The organism is Enterobacter sp. SA187 (assembly GCF_001888805.2).
Taxonomy (GTDB): Bacteria; Pseudomonadota; Gammaproteobacteria; order Enterobacterales; family Enterobacteriaceae; genus Enterobacter_D.
The window spans coordinates 1,278,415-1,299,080 of sequence record NZ_CP019113.1 but is presented as its reverse complement, the minus strand read 5'-3'; the positions used below and the strand labels follow the sequence as shown (position 1 = coordinate 1,299,080).

13 protein-coding genes, 4 tRNA genes, 3 rRNA genes and 1 riboswitch are annotated in these 20,666 nt (G+C 54.1%); of the genes, 4 read left to right on the top strand and 16 right to left on the bottom strand.

All coding sequences use genetic code 11. The annotated features are described in order from the left end of the window. Positions 1–22: 22 nt before the first annotated feature. Positions 23–361, bottom strand: a complete 339-nt coding sequence (locus tag BMF08_RS06305; protein ID WP_072571423.1) for a DUF413 domain-containing protein — start codon at positions 359–361, stop codon at positions 23–25. A 106-nt stretch (positions 362–467) separates the two neighbouring features. Here BMF08_RS06305 and hdfR point away from each other — a divergent pair, with 106 nt between their 5' ends. After that, on the top strand, positions 468–1,301 hold the full coding sequence (gene hdfR, locus BMF08_RS06300; RefSeq protein WP_105310575.1) for an HTH-type transcriptional regulator HdfR: 834 nt from the start codon (positions 468–470) through the stop codon (positions 1,299–1,301). A gap of 108 nt (positions 1,302–1,409) precedes the next feature. On the opposite strand, the gene BMF08_RS06295 is transcribed toward hdfR, so the two are convergent. The 9 genes from BMF08_RS06295 to btuB all read right to left on the bottom strand — a co-directional run bounded on the left by BMF08_RS06295 (position 1,410) and on the right by btuB (position 9,849). Next, a tRNA-Trp gene (locus BMF08_RS06295) sits at positions 1,410–1,485 on the bottom strand. An 8-nt stretch (positions 1,486–1,493) separates the two neighbouring features. Then, a tRNA-Asp gene (locus tag BMF08_RS06290) sits at positions 1,494–1,570 on the bottom strand. Positions 1,571–1,624: 54 nt separating this feature from the next. Further along, a 5S ribosomal RNA gene (gene rrf, locus BMF08_RS06285) occupies positions 1,625–1,740 on the bottom strand. A 93-nt stretch (positions 1,741–1,833) separates the two neighbouring features. Further along, positions 1,834–4,739: ribosomal RNA gene (locus BMF08_RS06280) — 23S ribosomal RNA — on the bottom strand. Between the two features lie 193 nt (positions 4,740–4,932). Then, positions 4,933–5,008: transfer RNA gene (locus BMF08_RS06275), tRNA-Ala, on the bottom strand. 109 nt (positions 5,009–5,117) lie between these two features. Next, positions 5,118–5,194, bottom strand: a tRNA-Ile gene (locus BMF08_RS06270). A 68-nt stretch (positions 5,195–5,262) separates the two neighbouring features. Next, positions 5,263–6,802 (bottom strand): 16S ribosomal RNA (locus BMF08_RS06265). The 16S, 23S and 5S rRNA genes sit together here with 4 tRNA genes alongside, the layout of an rRNA operon. Positions 6,803–7,154: 352 nt before the next feature. Beyond that, positions 7,155–8,036, bottom strand: coding sequence for a glutamate racemase (gene murI / locus BMF08_RS06260; RefSeq protein ID WP_072571304.1), 882 nt, complete (start codon positions 8,034–8,036; stop codon positions 7,155–7,157). Continuing rightward, complete coding sequence (btuB, locus tag BMF08_RS06255) at positions 7,981–9,849, bottom strand: TonB-dependent vitamin B12 receptor BtuB (protein ID WP_072571305.1); 1,869 nt, start codon at positions 9,847–9,849, stop codon at positions 7,981–7,983. The genes murI and btuB overlap by 56 nt, the downstream gene beginning before the upstream one ends. 66 nt (positions 9,850–9,915) lie before the next feature. Beyond that, positions 9,916–10,091: riboswitch (cobalamin riboswitch) on the bottom strand. Between the two features lie 116 nt (positions 10,092–10,207). Between btuB and trmA the strand changes: the two genes are divergently transcribed. After that, on the top strand, positions 10,208–11,308 hold the full coding sequence (trmA, locus tag BMF08_RS06250) for a tRNA (uridine(54)-C5)-methyltransferase TrmA (RefSeq protein WP_072571306.1): 1,101 nt from the start codon (positions 10,208–10,210) through the stop codon (positions 11,306–11,308). Between the two features lie 5 nt (positions 11,309–11,313). On the opposite strand, the gene BMF08_RS06245 is transcribed toward trmA, so the two are convergent. Next, positions 11,314–11,673 (bottom strand): YijD family membrane protein, encoded by a 360-nt coding sequence (locus BMF08_RS06245; protein WP_072571307.1) that lies wholly within the window; start codon positions 11,671–11,673, stop codon positions 11,314–11,316. A gap of 10 nt (positions 11,674–11,683) precedes the next feature. Further along, the gene (gene fabR, locus BMF08_RS06240; protein ID WP_072571308.1) at positions 11,684–12,319 is read right to left on the bottom strand and encodes an HTH-type transcriptional repressor FabR; all 636 of its coding nucleotides are present in this window, start codon (positions 12,317–12,319) and stop codon (positions 11,684–11,686) included. Between the two features lie 199 nt (positions 12,320–12,518). Between fabR and sthA the strand changes: the two genes are divergently transcribed. After that, the gene (gene sthA / locus BMF08_RS06235) at positions 12,519–13,919 is read left to right on the top strand and encodes a Si-specific NAD(P)(+) transhydrogenase (protein ID WP_072571309.1); all 1,401 of its coding nucleotides are present in this window, start codon (positions 12,519–12,521) and stop codon (positions 13,917–13,919) included. On the opposite strand, the gene oxyR is transcribed toward sthA, so the two are convergent. Then, positions 13,902–14,819: a DNA-binding transcriptional regulator OxyR gene (oxyR, locus tag BMF08_RS06230; protein ID WP_072571310.1), complete on the bottom strand. Its 918-nt coding sequence runs from the start codon at positions 14,817–14,819 to the stop codon at positions 13,902–13,904. The genes sthA and oxyR overlap by 18 nt on opposite strands. A gap of 394 nt (positions 14,820–15,213) precedes the next feature. Between oxyR and BMF08_RS06225 the strand changes: the two genes are divergently transcribed. After that, positions 15,214–17,307 carry a glycosyl hydrolase family 18 protein gene (locus BMF08_RS06225; RefSeq protein WP_072571311.1) on the top strand — a complete coding sequence of 698 codons (2,094 nt, stop codon included), beginning with the start codon at positions 15,214–15,216 and terminating at the stop codon, positions 17,305–17,307. Positions 17,308–17,356: 49 nt separating this feature from the next. On the opposite strand, the gene argH is transcribed toward BMF08_RS06225, so the two are convergent. From argH to argC, 3 genes are all read right to left on the bottom strand, one after another. Continuing rightward, positions 17,357–18,730, bottom strand: coding sequence for an argininosuccinate lyase (argH, locus tag BMF08_RS06220; protein ID WP_072571312.1), 1,374 nt, complete (start codon positions 18,728–18,730; stop codon positions 17,357–17,359). 123 nt (positions 18,731–18,853) lie between these two features. Next, positions 18,854–19,630, bottom strand: a complete 777-nt coding sequence (gene argB, locus BMF08_RS06210) for an acetylglutamate kinase (RefSeq protein WP_099458830.1) — start codon at positions 19,628–19,630, stop codon at positions 18,854–18,856. Positions 19,631–19,637: 7 nt separating this feature from the next. Further along, positions 19,638–20,642 carry an N-acetyl-gamma-glutamyl-phosphate reductase gene (gene argC / locus BMF08_RS06205; RefSeq protein WP_072571314.1) on the bottom strand — a complete coding sequence of 335 codons (1,005 nt, stop codon included), beginning with the start codon at positions 20,640–20,642 and terminating at the stop codon, positions 19,638–19,640. Between the last annotated feature and the right edge of the window lie 24 nt (positions 20,643–20,666).

Genomic DNA, 20,666 nt, shown 5'->3' with positions numbered 1-20,666 from the left:
AGGGGCTTTACGCCCCTTTTCTTTAATCTTCAGACTCAGTGTAGTCTTCTGTGCCTTCAACCTGCGGTTTACCGCCGGAGAGCGTATGGAAACGCTTAGGACGCTTAATACGTGTCATGTATTTACTCCAGACACGTTCTGCTTCCGTTACCGGCTCGCGCTGACCGCGGCATACGGCAACAAACTGAACTTCTTCTTCAGTTGCAGGCTCACGCTTGCCGAGATCCAGTTCATTGAAGGCGTATCCGTGGCGCTCCAGCAACTGGGCTTCTTTGATGGTGAAGTCACCATGACGCGAGAACCCACGTGGATAGTATTTATTGTCGAAAAAACGATTCGTCGTCGTAAAGCTTTCCGCCATCCTGCACGCTCCTAATTCTTTGGCCGAGCTATTTATGGCGCGGAGTATTAGTTACGCTTGACAGAGTGTAAAACAAAACATTTAAATCATAACGACAAATAAATTTGTGGAGAAAGCTGTGGATACGGAATTGTTAAAAACTTTCCTGGAAGTCAGCAGGACTCGACACTTTGGTCGCGCTGCGGAAGCGCTGTACTTGACGCAATCGGCGGTCAGTTTTCGGATCCGTCAGTTAGAGAACCAGCTCGGTGTGAATCTTTTCACCCGTCATCGCAACAACATACGGCTGACGCCAGCCGGGGAAAAGCTGTTGCCTTATGCAGAAACGTTAATGAGTACGTGGCAGGCGGCACGCAAGGAGGTAGCGCATACCTCACGTCACAATGAGCTGTCCATCGGCGCCAGTGCGTCGTTATGGGAGTGTATGCTCAACGGCTGGTTAAGCCGCCTGTATCAGTCACAGAAGAATTTGCAGTTTGAAGCGCGGATCGCGCAACGGCAGTCGCTGGTGAAACAGTTACACGAAAGACAACTGGATCTGCTCATCACCACAGAAGCGCCCAAGATGGATGAATTCAGCAGTCAGTTGCTGGGGCACTTCACGCTTGCGCTCTACTGTGCAGCGGCAGGTAAGACGAAATCCAGCCTGAATTATCTGCGCCTGGAATGGGGGCCTGATTTTCAGCAGCATGAGGCAGGGCTTATTAACAGCGATGATATTCCGCTGTTAACGACCAGCTCCGCTGAGATCGCCCGTCAGCAACTGGCCGCGCTTGAGGGATACACCTGGCTGCCGGTGTCGTGGGCAAATAACAAGGCGGATCTGCATACCGTCACTGATAGTCTGACGCTTTCACGACCGCTGTATGCCATCTGGTTACAGAACAGCGATAAGCAGAGTCATATCAAGGATCTGCTTAAAATCAACGTACTGGAGTAAGAAAACATGCGCAGGGACGCCATGTTTTTATCGTCAGCAGGGAAAAAATCAAAGATGGGATAAATTGCAGACAAAAAAAATCCTTTGCCGAAGCAAAGGATAATTTTCTGGCAGGGGCGGAGAGACTCGAACTCCCAACACCCGGTTTTGGAGACCGGTGCTCTACCAATTGAACTACGCCCCTAATTAGGGTGGCGGAACGGACGGGACTCGAACCCGCGACCCCCTGCGTGACAGGCAGGTATTCTAACCGACTGAACTACCGCTCCACCGAATTTCTTTACAACCACCGGTTGTCACCCCGGTTTACTGCTTAATTTGATGCCTGGCAGTTCCCTACTCTCGCATGGGGAGACCCCACACTACCATCGGCGCTACGGCGTTTCACTTCTGAGTTCGGCATGGGGTCAGGTGGGACCGCCGCGCTAGTGCCGCCAGGCAAATTCTGTCTGTCTAACGCCCTGCGGCATTAAACATTAATCTGTATCAGCTGAAAATCTCTCAAATCACGCCAAAACATCTTCGGCGTTGTAAGGTTAAGCCTCACGGTTCATTAGTACCGGTTAGCTCAACGCATCGCTGCGCTTACACACCCGGCCTATCAACGTCGTCGTCTTCAACGTTCCTTCAGGACCCTTAAAGGGTCAGGGAGAACTCATCTCGGGGCAAGTTTCGTGCTTAGATGCTTTCAGCACTTATCTCTTCCGCATTTAGCTACCGGGCAATGCCATTGGCATGACAACCCGAACACCAGTGATGCGTCCACTCCGGTCCTCTCGTACTAGGAGCAGCCCCCCTCAATTCTCCAGCGCCCACGGCAGATAGGGACCGAACTGTCTCACGACGTTCTAAACCCAGCTCGCGTACCACTTTAAATGGCGAACAGCCATACCCTTGGGACCTACTTCAGCCCCAGGATGTGATGAGCCGACATCGAGGTGCCAAACACCGCCGTCGATATGAACTCTTGGGCGGTATCAGCCTGTTATCCCCGGAGTACCTTTTATCCGTTGAGCGATGGCCCTTCCATTCAGAACCACCGGATCACTATGACCTGCTTTCGCACCTGCTCGCGCCGTCACGCTCGCAGTCAAGCTAGCTTATGCCATTGCACTAACCTCCTGATGTCCGACCAGGATTAGCTAACCTTCGTGCTCCTCCGTTACGCTTTAGGAGGAGACCGCCCCAGTCAAACTACCCACCAGACACTGTCCGCAACCCGGATTACGGGTCCACGTTAGAACACCAGCCATTAAAGGGTGGTATTTCAAGGATGGCTCCACGCAGACTGGCGTCCACGCTTCAAAGCCTCCCACCTATCCTACACATCAAGGACCAGTGTTCAGTGTCAAGCTATAGTAAAGGTTCACGGGGTCTTTCCGTCTTGCCGCGGGTACACTGCATCTTCACAGCGATTTCAATTTCACTGAGTCTCGGGTGGAGACAGCCTGGCCATCATTACGCCATTCGTGCAGGTCGGAACTTACCCGACAAGGAATTTCGCTACCTTAGGACCGTTATAGTTACGGCCGCCGTTTACCGGGGCTTCGATCAAGAGCTTCGCGTTGCCGCTAACCCCATCAATTAACCTTCCGGCACCGGGCAGGCGTCACACCGTATACGTCCACTTTCGTGTTTGCACAGTGCTGTGTTTTTAATAAACAGTTGCAGCCAGCTGGTATCTTCGACTGGTTTCAGCTCCGCGAGCAAGTCGCTTCACCTACGCACCAGCGTGCCTTCTCCCGAAGTTACGGCACCATTTTGCCTAGTTCCTTCACCCGAGTTCTCTCAAGCGCCTTGGTATTCTCTACCTGACCACCTGTGTCGGTTTGGGGTACGATTCTGTGTTACCTGATGCTTAGAGGCTTTTCCTGGAAGCAGGGCATTTGTCACTTCAGCACCGTAGTGCCTCGTCGTCACGCCTCAGTGTTAAAGTGAACCGGATTTACCTGGAACACACACCTACACGCTTAAACCGGGACAACCGTCGCCCGGCCAACATAGCCTTCTCCGTCCCCCCTTCGCAGTAACACCGAGTACAGGAATATTAACCTGTTTCCCATCGACTACGCCTTTCGGCCTCGCCTTAGGGGTCGACTCACCCTGCCCCGATTAACGTTGGACAGGAACCCTTGGTCTTCCGGCGAGCGGGTTTTTCACCCGCTTTATCGTTACTTATGTCAGCATTCGCACTTCTGATACCTCCAGCAGACCTCACAGTCCACCTTCAACGGCTTACAGAACGCTCCCCTACCCAACAACACATAGTGTCGCTGCCGCAGCTTCGGTGCATGGTTTAGCCCCGTTACATCTTCCGCGCAGGCCGACTCGACCAGTGAGCTATTACGCTTTCTTTAAATGATGGCTGCTTCTAAGCCAACATCCTGGCTGTCTGTGCCTTCCCACATCGTTTCCCACTTAACCATGACTTTGGGACCTTAGCTGGCGGTCTGGGTTGTTTCCCTCTTCACGACGGACGTTAGCACCCGCCGTGTGTCTCCCGTGATAACATTCTTCGGTATTCGCAGTTTGCATCGGGTTGGTAAGTCGGGATGACCCCCTAGCCGAAACAGTGCTCTACCCCCGAAGATGAATTCACGAGGCGCTACCTAAATAGCTTTCGGGGAGAACCAGCTATCTCCCGGTTTGATTGGCCTTTCACCCCCAGCCACAAGTCATCCGCTAATTTTTCAACATTAGTCGGTTCGGTCCTCCAGTTAGTGTTACCCAACCTTCAACCTGCCCATGGCTAGATCACCGGGTTTCGGGTCTATACCCTGCAACTTAACGCCCAGTTAAGACTCGGTTTCCCTTCGGCTCCCCTATACGGTTAACCTTGCTACAGAATATAAGTCGCTGACCCATTATACAAAAGGTACGCAGTCACCCCATAAAGAGGCTCCCACTGCTTGTACGTACACGGTTTCAGGTTCTGTTTCACTCCCCTCGCCGGGGTTCTTTTCGCCTTTCCCTCACGGTACTGGTTCACTATCGGTCAGTCAGGAGTATTTAGCCTTGGAGGATGGTCCCCCCATATTCAGACAGGATACCACGTGTCCCGCCCTACTCTTCGAACTCACAACATGTGCATTTTTGTGTACGGGAGTATCACCCTGTACCCTGCGACTTTCCAGACGCTTCCACTAACACACATGCTGATTCAGGTTCTGGGCTCCTCCCCGTTCGCTCGCCGCTACTGGGGGAATCTCGGTTGATTTCTTTTCCTCGGGGTACTTAGATGTTTCAGTTCCCCCGGTTCGCCTCATGCCACTATGTATTCATGACATGATAGTGCAACGGATTGCACTGGGTTTCCCCATTCGGGTATCGCCGGTTATAACGGTTCATATCACCTTACCGGCGCTTATCGCAGATTAGCACGCCCTTCATCGCCTCTGACTGCCAGGGCATCCACCGTGTACGCTTAGTCGCTTAACCTCACAACCCGAAGATGTTTCACTTCTGATTGCGAAAATTTGAGAGACTCGAACACGCCATTTTTCTTTTCTTATTACGGAGAAAAGAAACAGCGTGTCGTTTCAATTTTCAGCTTGATCCAGATTTTTAAAGAGCAAAACTTCGCAGCGCACCTTTTCAGGTACACTCTGAAGTTTTCTTGTTGAGCAGAGTATGGTGGAGCTATGCGGGATCGAACCGCAGACCTCCTGCGTGCAAGGCAGGCGCTCTCCCAGCTGAGCTATAGCCCCATACAGATGTAGTCAAACCTCAACCCTAATTCGTTTCCGATCGAGGCGTGGTTAAGTTTAAGCATACTCATGTATGCGAACTTTGCCACCACAAAGTACGGAGCGAATTTGGTAGGCCTGAGTGGACTTGAACCACCGACCTCACCCTTATCAGGGGTGCGCTCTAACCACCTGAGCTACAAGCCTGTAGAGGTTTTACTGCTCATTTTTCATCAGACAATCTGTGTGGACACTGCAAGGCAGGTTCTTTCAGGTAAGGAGGTGATCCAACCGCAGGTTCCCCTACGGTTACCTTGTTACGACTTCACCCCAGTCATGAATCACAAAGTGGTAAGCGCCCTCCCGAAGGTTAAGCTACCTACTTCTTTTGCAACCCACTCCCATGGTGTGACGGGCGGTGTGTACAAGGCCCGGGAACGTATTCACCGTGGCATTCTGATCCACGATTACTAGCGATTCCGACTTCACGGAGTCGAGTTGCAGACTCCGATCCGGACTACGACATACTTTATGAGGTCCGCTTGCTCTCGCGAGGTCGCTTCTCTTTGTATATGCCATTGTAGCACGTGTGTAGCCCTACTCGTAAGGGCCATGATGACTTGACGTCATCCCCACCTTCCTCCAGTTTATCACTGGCAGTCTCCTTTGAGTTCCCGGCCGGACCGCTGGCAACAAAGGATAAGGGTTGCGCTCGTTGCGGGACTTAACCCAACATTTCACAACACGAGCTGACGACAGCCATGCAGCACCTGTCTCAGAGTTCCCGAAGGCACCAAAGCATCTCTGCTAAGTTCTCTGGATGTCAAGAGTAGGTAAGGTTCTTCGCGTTGCATCGAATTAAACCACATGCTCCACCGCTTGTGCGGGCCCCCGTCAATTCATTTGAGTTTTAACCTTGCGGCCGTACTCCCCAGGCGGTCGACTTAACGCGTTAGCTCCGGAAGCCACGCCTCAAGGGCACAACCTCCAAGTCGACATCGTTTACAGCGTGGACTACCAGGGTATCTAATCCTGTTTGCTCCCCACGCTTTCGCACCTGAGCGTCAGTCTTTGTCCAGGGGGCCGCCTTCGCCACCGGTATTCCTCCAGATCTCTACGCATTTCACCGCTACACCTGGAATTCTACCCCCCTCTACAAGACTCAAGCCTGCCAGTTTCGGATGCAGTTCCCAGGTTGAGCCCGGGGATTTCACATCCGACTTGACAGACCGCCTGCGTGCGCTTTACGCCCAGTAATTCCGATTAACGCTTGCACCCTCCGTATTACCGCGGCTGCTGGCACGGAGTTAGCCGGTGCTTCTTCTGCGGGTAACGTCAATTGCTGTGGTTATTAACCACAACACCTTCCTCCCCGCTGAAAGTACTTTACAACCCGAAGGCCTTCTTCATACACGCGGCATGGCTGCATCAGGCTTGCGCCCATTGTGCAATATTCCCCACTGCTGCCTCCCGTAGGAGTCTGGACCGTGTCTCAGTTCCAGTGTGGCTGGTCATCCTCTCAGACCAGCTAGGGATCGTCGCCTAGGTGAGCCGTTACCCCACCTACTAGCTAATCCCATCTGGGCACATCTGATGGCAAGAGGCCCGAAGGTCCCCCTCTTTGGTCTTGCGACGTTATGCGGTATTAGCTACCGTTTCCAGTAGTTATCCCCCTCCATCAGGCAGTTTCCCAGACATTACTCACCCGTCCGCCGCTCGTCACCCGAGAGCAAGCTCTCTGTGCTACCGCTCGACTTGCATGTGTTAGGCCTGCCGCCAGCGTTCAATCTGAGCCATGATCAAACTCTTCAATTTAAGTTTGATGCTCGTGAATTAAACTTCGTAATGAATTACGTATGTTCACTCCAGAGACTTGGTATTCATTTAGCGTCCGAAGACGTTTAAGAATCCATGTCCTTGAGTGCCCACACAGATTGTCTGATAAATTGTTAAAGAGCAGTTGCGACGCGCTTTGGCGCTGTGTCGCGAGGTCCCGTATAATACGTTTTCCTCATTCAGAGTCAAGCGATTATTTTGCTTTTCTCTGCCGGTCATTCCCGGAAGAAGACCTTCTGACCCGGTGGCCTGTAAGCCGTTGTTCCGTGTCAGTGGTGGCGCATTATAGGGAGTTATTCCGGGCTGACAACCCCTAAATTCAAAAAATTTATCAACCGTCTCTTTTTTGCTCAAAAACGTCCTGAACCGCCAGTTTTTCGAGCATTTTGAAGCCATAGCGCTGCAAAACGGGCAGTAATTGTACGGCTTCAGGCGTGGCCTCCATACAGAACGCGATATTTTCATCCGCCGATTTCGCATCAGGCGCGTCATGCTCTAATAGCCATACCGTGCGACGCGCAATGGCCGCACCGGAATCCACCAGCCGGGTGCCGTCAGGTAAAACCTGTAGCAGCTCCTCGCGCAGCAGGGGGAAATGCGTACAGCCTAACACCACGGTATCCGGCGGTTCCGGCATCCGCAGCCACGGGCGCAGAATGCGCTTCAGGTTTTCAAGCGGAACAGGTTTACCGTGCAGCTTGGCTTCCGCCAGCTCAACCAGCTCTGATGAACCCAGCATTTCGATATGGCATTCATTCGCGAAACGCTGGATGAGTTCATGCGTATAAGGACGCTTTACCGTGCCGCGCGTTGCCAGTAAGCCGACGATGCCGTTAGCCGTCAGTCGCGCCGCAGGTTTGATGGCGGGAACCACTCCCACAACCGGGAACTGGAATTTTTCGCGCAGAGCAGGAAGGGAAACGGTGCTGGCGGTGTTGCAGGCAATGATGGCCATTGCCAGGGGATAGCGCGCCTGAACAGCAGTGACAATGTTCAGCACCCGCTCCACGATAAAGGCTTCGCTTTTTTCCCCGTAAGGGAAAGCCACATTATCGAAGGCATAAATGTAATGCAGATCCGGCAGCAGTTGCCGGATCTCATCATAGACCGATAACCCACCGACGCCGGAGTCAAACACCAGCACGGTAGGTTTGAGGTCAGAAGGTGTAGCTGCCAGACAAGTTGTATTCTCGTCCTGCAGTTTGGTAGCCATAAGCTGTCTCGTAATCTTTATCGAACAGGTTAGCTATTTTACCACGAACTGTAAGATGAGAGGTGACAGGATATGACGCTGTGACATCCACGGTGCTGTAACTCGGCAGCCTTTGCTGCACGTTATTGTACTCCGAGGTATTGTTGTCATAACGCTTGCCAAAATATTGCCAGGAAACGTCCATACCTACGTCAAACATCGTCCAGTCGAGCTGATACTTCGCCTGCTGCCGGGAACGGCGCGCCAGCACTTCATCGTTTTCATCATTACGCGGATCGACATATTGCAGCGTCACGCGATGGTTGAAAATGCCGGTATCGAAACTCCCCGTCCATTCCACGCCTTTAATGGTGGCAGAGTTAATATTGTCGTACGCGCCGGCAAAGGTCACCGGATCGGAATAGTAGGTGATCAGATTGCTGATTTCGTAGCGATAGGCCGACAGGCGCCAGTCCAGCGGCCCGGTCAGACCTTCAAGCCCCGCCTCCCACTGTTTTGACTCTTCCGGCTTCAGATTCGGGTTGGAATCAATACCGAAACGGGTTGAGCCGAACTGCTGCCCCAGCGACGGCGCAAGGAACCCTGTACCGTAGGAAAGGGTTAAGCGGTAATCCTCAACAAACTCCCAGCCTGCGGCGGTCTGCCAGGTACCGTGCCAGCCAAATTGCTCATCATGATCTTCACGACCAGAGGCTTCCAGCGTCACGTCGCCAAACTGCTGCTGCCCGGTAAGATACAGACCGGTATCATCGCGCTTATAGGTATCTGACGTTGCGGTATCGGAAGACGTCAGGCGTTGCTGCTGCCAGTCGACGCCGCCGCTCACCGAGCCATGGCCGACGATAAGGTTATTACCCCATTGCAGATTACGCTGCTCCAGACGGTCCAGCGAAGAGCCGTCCTGATAACGGCCATAAATGCTGCTGTAGTTGTAATCTTTGATTTTCTGATAGCTGGCAATGAGCTGCGAAGAGTAAATGCCGGAGTGATATTCCAGACCGGTATCCCAGGTCTGGTTATAAAGCTGATTTTCATCGGCGCTGTAAGCTGGCATGAACGGCGGGCTGCCAAGATCGTAATCGACGTTATTGGCATAGCTATGGCCACGGAAGAAGCCATTGAAGTTGTCGTTAAACTTATGCTCGACGCTGCCCCAGAACGTTTTGTTGTGGTAGCCGTCGCGGTCATTGTCGTGATCCCAGCTGGAGCCAGGCTGCACATTAAAGCCACGGGTGCTTTCGTAAGAACCTGCCAGCGTCGCCAGGGTATCGCCGAAACGCTGACGCAGCGCGCCATCGTACTGCTGATAGCCTTTCGAGCCTACGCTGGCGGTAATTTTCGACTGTTCTTCATCGCTTCGGGTAATGACGTTAATCACGCCGCCCATCGCGCCGGAACCATAAATCGCCGAACGCGGACCGCGAATGTATTCGATACGCTGCACCAGGGACACCGGGATTTGGTTGAGATCGGGATTATTGGTGATGCCTGGTCGCCCCATCGGGATACCATCCACCAGCACCAGCACCTGTCGCCCTTCGGTACCGCGAACGTACAGCGTGGAGTTTTGTTTCATCCCGCCGTTCTGCGCAATATCCACGCCCGGTAAACGACGCATCACATCATTGAGGGTTTTTGCCTGCCAGCGGTCAATCTCTTCACGGGTCACAACATCCGTAGGTGCCAGTACCGTGCCAACGGGCTGCTGAAAACGATTTGCGGTGACGACAACGTTGTCCGGGTTGCTATCCTGCGCCCAGCCAGAAAATGCCGTGACGGAGAGCGCCGTCAGCAGCGAAGTTTTTTTAATCATTGTTAAAGCATCCACAATATAAGAAGGATGCCGCAGGCCCCATCGATAGCACGCGATGATGTGAACCAAATGCGACGTTAACCGGCAGGTCTTCGGGCTCGAAAGTACAACAGATGATGACTTCCCACCTTACGGCAGTGTCTGCTTTCGCTATCACCCTTAACTTCTTACCGCTGCGCGTCAGCTCCAGATTTGCACTGGATTCCCTTTTAACTCAGGAGACCGGAAAGCGGATGCTACATTTAGTTACATATAGATGTCCAGACTGCTAATTAAGAAATCCGAAAACCGCAGGGCTGGACAATACGCACACAATCCCTACAATCCCCGCGTAATTCAATCTTACTCAGGACGCACCATGACCCCAGAACACCTCCCAACAGAACAGTACGACGCGCAACTGGCCGAAAAAGTCGTCCGACTGCAAAGTATGATGACGCCTTTTGCCGCGCCGGTTCCGGAGGTGTTCCGTTCCCCGGTCAGCCATTACCGTATGCGTGCCGAATTCCGCATCTGGCATGACGGTGACGACCTGTATCACATCATCTTCGACCAGCAGACGAAAAACCGTATTCGCGTCGACAGCTTCCCGGCGGCCAGCGAGCTGATTAACCAGCTGATGCGCGCCATGATGGAGGGCGTACGCCACTCCCCGGTTTTGCGTCATAAGCTGTTCCAGATCGATTACCTCACCACCCTCAGCAATCAGGCCGTGGTATCGCTGCTGTACCATAAGAAGCTGGATGATGCCTGGCGCGAACAGGCCGAAGCCCTGCGCGATGCGCTGCGGGCGCAGAACCTGAACGTGCACATTATTGGTCGCGCCACGAAAACCAAAATCGCGCTGGATCAGGATTATATCGACGAGCGACTGCCGGTCGCCGGCAAAGAGATGATCTATCGTCAGGTAGAGAACAGCTTCACGCAGCCTAACGCGGCCATGAACATTCAGATGCTGGAATGGGCGCTGAACGCCACAAAAAATTCGACGGGGGATTTGCTGGAGCTGTACTGCGGAAACGGCAACTTCTCGCTGGCGCTGGCGCGCAACTTCGATCGGGTACTGGCGACGGAAATCGCCAAGCCGTCAGTGGCGGCAGCACAATACAATATTGCCGCTAACCACATTGATAATGTGCAGATTATCCGCATGGCGGCAGAAGAGTTTACCCAGGCGATGAACGGCGTGCGGGAATTTAACCGGCTGCAGGGGATCGATCTGAAAAGCTATCAGTGCGAGACGATTTTCGTTGATCCTCCGCGTAGCGGGCTGGACAGCGAAACCGAGAAGATGGTGCAGGCGTACCCGCGTATTCTGTACATTTCCTGTAACCCGGAAACCTTATGCAGGAACCTGGAGACGCTGAGCCAGACGCACAATATTGAACGTCTGGCCCTGTTCGATCAGTTCCCGTACACGCACCATATGGAGTGCGGCGTACTGTTGACCCGTAAGTAAGCGGCTTATTCCGGCAGTTCATGCCTGCGGTTACGCAGGCGATAACCGATCCAGAATACCAGCGCCACGGAGAGCACCGCAGGCACGAAGTTAGAGCCGATAGCCGGATACTCTGCGCGCACCACGGCGCTGTAAAGCAGCACGCCAAGGATGAAACACGCCGCCGCCAGACCGGGTAAACCCACCGGCATGGTACGGTTCTGATAACGCTGATGCAGACAGTACACCGTCAGCACCAGCGCAATAATCGGGAAGATGGAAAACGGCACAACAGAACTGAAAATGGCGGTAAAGGTGCCATTGATGGACAGGCCAGCGATCAGCGCCAGCAGCAATGTACCTTTATCTTGAACTGTCTGTTTCATTACTCATCCTTCACTCATCGGGTTGTTGCGAAATTTTCTCTTGTTCACGGCGATACCAGTAATACGCGCCTTTGGAAATCATCCGCAGCTGTAAAACCAGTCGCTCTTCTAATTGCCGACGTTGTTCCACGCCAATATCTAATGCTTCAGCGCCTGCGTTAAAGACGATAGTGACCATCGCTTCGGCCTGCGCTTCGGTGAACGCCCGCGGCATATGGTTTTCGAGTTCGAGATAATCGGCAAGTTCCGCAATAAAGTGCTGAATTTCACGCGCCACCGCGGCACGAAACGCCGCCGACGTGCCGGAGCGTTCCCGCAGCAGTAGACGAAAAGCATTAGGGTTATTGCCGATAAATTCCATAAAGGTGGACACCGACGTGCGGATCACGCTGCCGCCTTTGGCGATACGCTGACGCGCCTGGCGCATCAGCTGGCGCAGCATCAGCCCGCTTTCATCCACCATGGTCAGGCCGAGTTCATCCACATCGCGGAAATGGCGATAAAAAGAGGTCGGCGCAATACCCGCCTCGCGCGCCACTTCGCGCAGGCTGAGGCTGGCAAAACTACGCTCAGCGCTTAATTGACTAAATGCCGCTTCTACCAGCGAACGCCGGGTGCGTTCTTTTTGTTGCGCTCTAACGCCCATCACGATGTCTGAATCCTTCCAAAGGCCCGATGGCACTATACCAGACAATAAAACTAATCGGTTTACATTGCTTTGTGAATGATTGTTTACGGGCAGTTTGTGCTTTGGCTTCGCAAAAAAGCACAACGATAATTGGGTTAAAGCGGGGCAAATGTTATCATTGTGTTTATTTTGTGTATAAAAACAGGTGAGTAATACCATGTCACATTCCTGGGATTACGATGCAATAGTGATAGGCTCCGGCCCAGGCGGCGAAGGCGCGGCAATGGGTCTGGTTAAACAGGGAGCACGGGTCGCGGTTATCGAACGCTACCACAACGTGGGCGGCGGCTGTACGCACTGGGGCACCATCCCTTCCAAGGCGCTTCGCCATGCCGTCAGCCGTATCATTGAATTCAACCAGAACCCGCTGTACAGCGACCATTCCCGCCTTCTTCGTTCCTCCTTTGCCGACATCCTCAATCATGCCGACAGCGTGATTAACCAGCAGACCCGCATGCGTCAGGGCTTCTATGAACGCAATCATTGCGAGATCCTGCAGGGCAACGCGCATTTTGTCGACGATCATACGCTGGCGCTGGAGTGCCCGGACGGCACAGTGGAAACGCTGACCGCCGAAAAATTCGTCATTGCCTGCGGCTCGCGCCCGTACCATCCGGCAGACGTCGATTTTGCGCATCCACGCGTGTACGACAGCGACTCGATCCTCAGCCTTCAGCATGAACCGCGCCATGTGATCATCTATGGCGCCGGGGTAATCGGCTGCGAATACGCGTCGATCTTCCGGGGAATGGAGGTCAAAGTTGATCTGATCAACACCCGTGATCGTCTGCTGGCGTTCCTCGATCAGGAGATGTCAGATGCCCTCTCCTATCACTTCTGGAATAACGGCGTGGTTATTCGCCACAATGAAGAATACGAGCGCATCGAAGGCACGGATGATGGGGTGATTATGCACCTTAAATCCGGCAAAAAGCTTAAAGCGGATTGCCTGCTCTACGCGAACGGCCGCACCGGTAACGTGGACTCGCTGGCGCTGGAAAACATCGGTTTACAGGCGGATGGACGTGGCCTGCTGAAAGTGAACAGCATGTACCAGACGGCGCTGCCGCACGTGTATGCCGTCGGCGATGTGATTGGCTACCCGAGCCTGGCGTCTGCCGCTTACGATCAGGGCCGTATCGCCGCGCAGGCGATGGTAAAAGGCGAAGCCAGCGCGCATCTGGTGGAAGACATTCCTACCGGCATCTACACCATTCCGGAGATCAGCTCGGTCGGGAAAACCGAACAGCAGCTCACCGCCATGAAAGTGCCTTACGAAGTGGGGCGTGCGCAGTTTAAACACCTGGCGCGCGCGCAGATCGTCGGCATGAGCGTCGGCACGCTGAAAATTCTGTTCCACCGCGAGACCAAAGAAATTCTGGGGATCCACTGCTTTGGCGAACGCGCCGCCGAAATTATTCACATCGGCCAGGCGATCATGGAGCAGAAAGGTGGCGGTAACACTATTGAGTACTTTGTTAACACCACCTTTAACTACCCGACCATGGCGGAAGCCTATCGGGTAGCGGCGCTGAACGGCTTAAACCGCCTGTTTTAACAGGCGGTCAAAGTGGCCATCCATAGTGGTACGGATGGCCTCTGCCAGTTGCTCATAGCGGCTGCGCAGCGGTGAGCCAGGGCGGTAGACCAGGCCAATGGTACGACGCGGTTCCGGCTTAATGCACGGCAGATAGATGACGCCGTCGCGCTTGCGCTCTGGCGGTACAGAGAGCGCAGGCAGCAACGTAATACCACTTCCCGCCGCCACCATATTACGCAGCGTTTCCAGACTGGTGGCACGGAAGTGCGTATCTTCGTCGGCCCCGGCTTCGAAGCAAAAGCCCATCGCCTGATCGCGCAGGCAGTGCCCGTCTTCCAGCATCAGCAGTTTTTCGCCTGCGAGATCGCCCATCGGTACGCGATCGCGGTTCGCCCACGGGTGATCCTCATAGATCGCCAGCATCATCGGCTCGTCAAAGAGCGGCACTTCAATAAAGGCTTCACTCTCTTTTACCAGCGCCAGGATCGCGCAATCAAGCTTACCGCTGTCCAGTTGCGTCAGCAGCTGATGCGTCTGGGCTTCGTGCAGATACATTTCCAGTTTCGGGAAGGTCTGGTGCAACAGCGGGATAATCTGCGGCAGCAGATACGGCCCCACGGTCGGGATCAGGCCGATATGCAGCGGGCCGGACATGGTTTCGCCCTGCTGGCTGGCCATCTCTTTAAGCACTTTTACCTCACGCAGCACAGTGCGCGCCTGATCCACCAGCAGCAGACCGGACTGGGTAAAGAGTACTTTGCGGCTGGTGCGCTCCAGAAGCATGACGCCAAGCTCATCTTCCAGTTTACGGATCTGGCCGCTCAGCGTAGGCTGGCTGACATGGCAGGCATCTGCCGCGCGGCGAAAGTGGCGGTGTTCAGCTAACGCAACCAGGTATTCAAGATCGCGAATATTCATTCTTCATCCTCCGACGCCATGATAGTCCATGGCGATAGATAGAATAGCAATGAACGATTATCCCTATCAAGCACTCTGTACAATAATTAGCAACAGAAACGAGGCGGCATCTCAAAAATCCCTTGAAGCCACTCGCCTCGTTTTGAAAATACTAAAGCCAACGTGAACTATTTAGCGGACCATGGGTCCGCTTTTTTTTGCAGCAAATAATGAGTCCTTTACTTATAAATCTACGGATAATCCGTAAAACCCGCCTCTAATTATAAATTAGATAAATATTATCCCGCCAATATATATATTTAGTTTAAGTTAAAACGTTATTCTCTTGAAATATATTTATGCCTGCATAAAAATGCCGCCGTAGTTTTTTCAATAACTGATGGAATAGTGAACGATGAAATTGAATATGATGACGCGATATTTTATCGCGGCAGGTCTATTGGCCTGCGCCGGAAACGCCTTTGCGCTGGAAGCATGGAGCGGTCAGGAAGGCGGCGATACTATTGAAGTGATTTTTGACAGTAAAGTGTATACCAACCGCTGGTATGTTAACGCTGATAATTGCCCGAAAGATGCATCCGCAGATAACTGGGAAAATCCATGGACTTATGTCCGCGATGCCACGCCCGCAGAAATAAACGAATATGGCAATCCGACCACCTGCGACGCTGGCGGTATCACGCCGGTCAATTACGACGCATTCAGCGCCGAAAAGAATTACGTCACGGGCGATATTGTCAGCTATGGCGATGTGAATTATCAGGCGAAAAGCGCGGTTCCGGCATATTCCTTTACGCCAGGCGAAGATAATCCATGGCAATTATATACCCCAGTTCCGGTGTGGAGTTCTACTCAGGTATATAACAAAGGCGATGTCGCGCAACTTGACGGCCAGTCCTATGAAGCGCTGTTTTACACCGTGGGAGATAATCCCTCGAATCCCGCTAACCAGAACCCGACCGGTACTAATGGCCGTCCATGGAAGCCATTAGGCCCGACCGTCGAATATAGCGAAGCAGAACTGAGCGCCGCGCCACAATATAGCGCCACTGCGCTTTATGAAGCGGGTACGCTGGTACAGTTCCAGGGCCAGCCCTATGTATCGCAGGCGAAAGTGAAAGCCGTATCGCCGGTTGATGAAAACCCCTGGGCGATCTACACCGACTGGACCGGCACTAAAGAGCGTGTAGGTACGCCGAAAAATCCGTGGCCCGCTCACGTTTACGCCCCCTATGTCGATTTCACCCTGAATTCCATTCCGGATCTGGCGAAGCTGGCGAAAGAGCAAAACATTACCCATTACACCATGGCGTTTGTGGTGGCGAAAAGCGGCGAGCAGTGTATCCCGACCTGGGGCACCGCCTACAGCATGCAGGACTACGCCCAGTACAGCAAAATCAAAGCGCTGCGTGAAGCAGGCGGCGATGTGATGGTGTCTATTGGCGGCGCGAACAACTCCCCGCTGGCGGCAGCCTGTAAGAACGACGCCGATCTGCAAAAACACTATTACGACATCGTGGATAACCTGAACCTCAACGTGCTGGACTTCGACATTGAAGGCACCTGGGTCGCCGATCACGAATCCATCCAGCGTCGTAACCGTGTGGTGAAAGCCACCCAGGATCAATGGAAAAAAGAGGGCCGTAAAGTCGGCGTCTGGTATACCCTGCCGATCCTGCCGACCGGTCTGACGCCGGACGGTGTCTACGTGCTGGAAAATGCGCGTGATGCAGGCGTGGAACTGGCAGGCATCAACGTGATGACCATGGACTACGGCAACTCAATTTGTCAGTCCGACGGCACCGAAGGCCAGAACATTCACGGCACCTGCGCCACCTCCGCCATCGACAACCTGTTTAATCAGCTGAAGAAAATCTGGCCGGCGAAATCTGATAAAGAGATCAACGCCATGATGGGCACCACGCCAATGATTGGCTACAACGACGTGCAGGGCGAAGTGTTCTATCTGTCGGATGCCCAAAAAGTCATGAAGGATGCTACTGACCGTAAGCTCGGTATGATTGGTATCTGGTCAATGGCGCGCGACAAGCCAGGCGTACCGGGTCAGGTTTCTCCGGAACATAGCGGCATGACGCCATCGCAGGCACCCGAGTACGCTTACAGTAAGGTATTCGCGCCTTTCACCAGCGTCTCTGACGAGCTGGCTGACGGCGTACACTCTTTTGAAGCTGTCACCACGGCAAGCCAGCGTAGCGTTGAAATCAACCTCACTACCGCCGCGCAGAAGAGCCGTAAATTTGTCGCTTTCCACAATGCAGGTGAAGGCGATAAATACATGGGTCATACCCAGAATGGTTCGGTGTACTACGGCAGTAAACGCGTCAGCGGCAACGACACTATCGTCACGCTGCATTACTACTACGCACCAAAAGTGGGCGATGTCATTACCCTGGTGGAAGATGTAAAAGGTGAAGTGACTGTACTGAAGAAATTCACCATTACAGAAGAGATGATTAAGCTCAAATAACCCGCTGTGCTAAAACCAGAACCCCGCCGGTGGCGGGGTTCTTTTTTGTTCAGCCCAGGCGTTGTCGGGCATCGGCAATCGCCTGCGCTACCTGCGCCGGAGAGACGCCGCCTTTCGCCGCACGTTTATCGAGGCAGGATTGCAGTGACAGGATCGGATAGACATCCTCGCCAATTACGCTGCTGAATTTCTGTAAATCCGCCAGCGGCAGATCTTCCAGTGGTTTACCCTGGGCAATGGCTTCCACTACCGCTTCGCCGACAATATGGTGCGCCTCACGGAAGGGAACGCCTTTGGCGACCAGATAATCCGCCAGCTCGGTGGCATTCGCGTAACCCTGCTGCGCCGCTTCCTGGCAGCGTGGACGTTTCACCTGAATACCGTCCAGCACCAGAGTTGCCATGTGCAGGCAGTCCAGCCAGGTATCCAGCGCGTCGAACAGCCCTTCTTTGTCTTCCTGCATATCTTTGTTATACGCCAGCGGCAGACCTTTCAGGGTCATCATCATGCCGGTCAGCGCGCCCTGTACACGCCCGCATTTACCGCGGATCAGCTCCAGCGCATCCGGGTTTTTCTTCTGCGGCATTAAGGAGGAGCCGGACGTCACGCGATCGGACAACTCCACAAAACCTGCTTCACCGGTGTTGAAGAAGATCAGATCTTCGGCGAAACGCGACAGATGCACCATGCCGATGGACGCGTCAGACAGCAACTCCAGCACGTGGTCACGATCCGATACGCTGTCGAGGCTGTTACGGGTCGCCGACGCAAAGCCCAGCCAGCCCGCCAGCTGTTCACGGTCGATTTCATAAGCTGTACCCGCCAGCGCGCCGCAGCCTAACGGACTGACGTCCAGACGCTTTAGCGCATCCTGCAGGCGGCTTTCATCACGGGCGAGCATCTCGACATAAGCCAGACACCAGTGGGCAAAGGTCACCGGTTGCGCACGTTGCAGGTGCGTATAACCCGGCATCACCGCATCCTGATTCGCCTGCGCGGTTTCCACCAGCGCAGACTGTAACTGGCGATTCGCGCCAAGCAGTTCACTCACCTGCTCTTTACACCACAGTTTCAGATCAGTGGCCACCTGGTCGTTACGGCTACGCCCGGTATGCAATTTTTTGCCCAGCGCGCCCACTTTGTCGATGAGTCTGCCTTCCACCCAGCTGTGAATATCTTCGGCGTCGCTGGTAAGAATTTGCTGCGGATCGAGACGCACTTCCTCCAGCAGAATAGTGAGCGCATCTTCCAGCTGTTGCTGTTCCTGCGCCGTCAGCACGCCTACCGTTACTAGCGCCTTAGACCAGGCCACAGAGCCAACAATATCCTGCTCCGCCAGGCGATAGTCAAAGCGCAAAGAGTCGTTGAACTGTTTGAACCGTTGATCCGCTGCCTGAGTAAAACGCCCGCCCCAAAGTGCCATAACATTCTTCCTTTCTTTATGAATTCTGCCGGATGGCGCTACGCTTATCCGGCCTACGGTCTGTAGGCCCGGCAAGCAACGCGCCGCCGGGCATTAAATCTTACGCCAGCGATGTATGAAATCTTACGCCAGAATACGGGTGCCAATCGGCGTGCCGTTAAACAGCGCCGGAAGTTGTTCCGCATGACGCCATGACGCGATGTCCACCGGACGGCCCAGCGTGCGGGCGGCATCCAGCGCGGCGTTCACCTTCACGATCATGCCATCGGTAATAATTCCCTGGTCGATCAGCTGCTCAGCTTTCGCCGCCGTCATTTCGGCAATGCGCTGACCTTTACCGTCAAGAATGCCGCTGACGTCAGACAGCAGGATCAAATCCGCGCCCAGGGTCGCTGCCAGCGCCGTGGCCGCCTGGTCGGCGTTGACGTTCATTAACTGCCCGTCGTCGGTCACGCCAATGGAGCTGACCACCGGCAGGAAACCGCCGTCCAGCAGAGTGTTGATAAGCTTTGGCGAGCCAGGTTTTGCATGGCCGACGTGACCCAGTTCTTCGTCGAGCTGCGTCACGCTCACGCTGTCGCCATCGCCCAGATACAGACCAACGGAGGCGATATGATGTTTCTTCGCCCATGCCAGCAGCGTTTTGTTGGCGGTCCCCGCCAGCGCGCCGGTGATGATGTCGATCTGATCGGCTGGCGTGACGCGCAGGCCGTTTTTCTTGGTCACCGGCAGGTTAAGCTGCTTCATCAGCTCATCCACCACGCAGCCGCCGCCGTGCACGATAACCAGCGGGCGCTGATGAGACTCACGATAATTGACCAGCGCCGTAAACAGGCGCTCCAGCGCTTCTTCGCTATCCAGCAGTACGCCACCCAGCTTGATAATTAATGGATTCATCATTGCACCCTTAAATAAGAGACTGCGTTTCAGCATAGCCGAAACGAATGTTTGCACACTGCACCGCCTGCGCCGCCGCACCTTTCAACAGGTTATCTTCGGTCGCCACCACAATGAGATGCTGATCCGACACCGCGAAACCAATATCGCAGAAGGGTAAACCGACTACGTTTTTCAGCGCCGGAACGCCTTTGTCATACAGACGCACCAGCGGTTTATCCGCATACGCCTGCTGGAAAGCTTGCGCGATCTGCGCGCTGTCGACGCCCGGTTTCAGGCGGCAGGTAATAGTTTCCAGAATGCCGCGCGGGAAGTTGCCCAGGTGCGGGGTAAAGATCACCTCTGCGCCCAGATGGGTGGTGATTTCCGGGTGATGGCGGTGATTAAACACGCCATAGGGTTGCAGGCTCACTTCACAGAAACTGTTGGAGATAGCGGCTTTGCGCCCGGCGCCGCTGACGCCGCTGGTGGCGTTGATCACCGGCCATTGGGAAAGATCCAGCAGCCCGGCGTCGATCAACGGCTTCAGCGACAGCTGCGCCGCCGTCGGGTAGCAGCCCGGCACGGCGATCAGATTCGCCTCTTTCAGTTTATCGGCGTTCCACTCCGCCAGGCCATAGACCGCTTTTTCCAGCAGATCCGGATGCTGATGGGTGAAGCCATAATATTTTTCATAGAACCCGGCATCGTTAACGCGGAACGCCCCGGAGAGGTCGAACACCACGCAGCCCGCCGCCAGAAATTGCGGCGCGAGGTCATGGCTGACTTCATGGGCGGTTGCCAGAAACACCACGTCCACGCCGTCGGTAAATTCGCTGATGTCGGACATCGGCTGTAAAGGCAGATCGACAATGCCTTTCAGCTGCGGATGCAAATCGGAGATGCGCTTTCCCGCATCATTGCTTTGCGCTGACACGGTCAAAGCGGTTATGTTCATATGAGGGTGGCGATTCACGTAGCTTACAAGCTCAGCGCCCGCATAACCGCTAGCGCCCACAATCAGCGTATTCAACATCGGGTTCCTTTACGATCAACGTTA